Raw genomic sequence first — 972 nt, 5'->3', positions numbered from 1 at the left:
AACAACACCGATTACAGGTAACTTTTTTAAAGCTGCGATAACCGCTACAACACTTGCTATAATGCCAATCCATACATTCTCATCTACATATAATATAGCTGGAAAAATCAAGGATGCCATCGCCGTATAAGGTATCAATTGTAAGAATATATTAACCTTTTTAGAGACTTGAATCTTATCCATGAACAAAGCTGGCAGCATCCTTGGTATATATGTTGATAAACAAAGAAAAAATATCAATCCCACAAATTTCATTGTAAATCCTCCTTGGAAATAAAACACATTCCTATCAATGCACAACCAAGCGTAGATATTAAAATAGATAATGAACTCGATAAGAATTGATTTAATCCCCAATTTACAATCATTGACAAAACCACAACATACAATAAGCGAATCGATTTTTTCATATTTGGCACCAACAAACCGATAAACATCGCATACAAAGATACACCTAAACTTTTAGATACAACACTCGGTAATACGCTTGAAAACAATATACCTAAAGCCGATCCTACATTCCAAAACAGGTAGCAAAATAAGGATAATCCCGCGAGAAATGCAGGTGTTAACTTATTAATTTTCTTATCTGTCATTGATACCGCAAATACTTCGTCTGTAATCCAAAAAGATAAAAGTAAACGAATCGGCAAACTTGTTTTTTCCATCTTTTCCATAATACATGTACTCATAATTATATGACGTAAATTCAATATAAAAACAGTAAACACAATTGTTACATAAGCAGCATTCTGGGCTAACATTGTGACAGCAGCCATTTGTCCAGCTCCTGTATACACAAACAAGGAAAAACTCAATGCCTTAAAAAATGTTAATCCTGTTGCTTTAGCCAACATACCATATGCTATGCCAACAGGAATATAGCCTAAAATAATTGGAGTTGCTGCTTTGGCCCCTTCTACAAAATCTTTCTTCATAAACATTCCCTAAAAAAAAGAAACAGTATAAAAA

At 33.2% G+C, this 972-nt stretch carries 2 protein-coding genes; both read right to left on the bottom strand.

Features of this window, described 5'->3' with window-relative positions; all coding sequences use genetic code 11:
* On the bottom strand, nucleotides 1-255 hold a 255-nt coding region (locus tag EUBIFOR_RS00025), incomplete at its 3' end, for an AzlD domain-containing protein (RefSeq protein ID WP_003863822.1).
* Nucleotides 252-938: an AzlC family ABC transporter permease gene (locus EUBIFOR_RS00020; protein WP_003863821.1), complete on the bottom strand. Its 687-nt coding sequence runs from the start codon at nucleotides 936-938 to the stop codon at nucleotides 252-254. The genes EUBIFOR_RS00025 and EUBIFOR_RS00020, both read right to left, overlap by 4 nt.
* Nucleotides 939-972: the final 34 nt, after the last annotated feature.

Source organism: Holdemanella biformis DSM 3989 (genome assembly GCF_000156655.1).
GTDB classification, from domain to species: Bacteria; Bacillota_I; Bacilli_A; order Erysipelotrichales; family Erysipelotrichaceae; genus Holdemanella; species Holdemanella biformis.
The sequence above is the reverse complement of the archived record's forward strand: the minus strand, read 5'-3'. Positions and strand labels throughout refer to the sequence as shown.

Coding starts and splice junctions, on each gene's coding strand:
- EUBIFOR_RS00020 (WP_003863821.1), bottom strand. CDS start 938: ATGAAGAAAGATTTTGTAGAAGGGGCCAAAGCAGCAACTCCAATTATT.